This window comes from Paraburkholderia sp. SIMBA_027, from assembly GCF_046535315.1.
Lineage (GTDB): Bacteria > Pseudomonadota > Gammaproteobacteria > Burkholderiales > Burkholderiaceae > Paraburkholderia > Paraburkholderia tropica.
Window position 1 is genome coordinate 1 of record NZ_JAWRWY010000552.1, and the last position, 273, is coordinate 273.

The window sequence follows — 273 nt, forward strand, 5'->3', positions numbered from 1 at the left end:
CGGTAGATATAGCGGGTGACTTGCCGGCGTTTCACGGCATAGGTGTGGCAACGATCCGGCGGCAGTTCGTAAACCCCGCGCATGATCAATTGCCATTCTTCGCCATGGGGTTGGATGCGCTCGCCAAACAACTGGTGGGCGATCAGGTGCGCGACTTCGTGGGCCACGGTCTGTTTCAGGAAGTGCTGGCTGTTTTCTCGGTACAACTGGGGGTTGAAACGCAGCAGGTTCTCGTGCAAATGCGCGACACCGGCTTTCTGGCCCCGCAGCTTG

Annotated in this window: 1 protein-coding gene; it reads right to left on the reverse strand. The window is 59.0% G+C overall.

Annotated features, from left to right (window positions below; translation table 11 throughout):
• On the reverse strand, positions 1 to 239 hold a 239-nt coding region (locus SB764_RS40220; RefSeq protein WP_410866784.1), incomplete at its 3' end, for a SprT-like domain-containing protein.
• Positions 240 to 273: the final 34 nt, after the last annotated feature.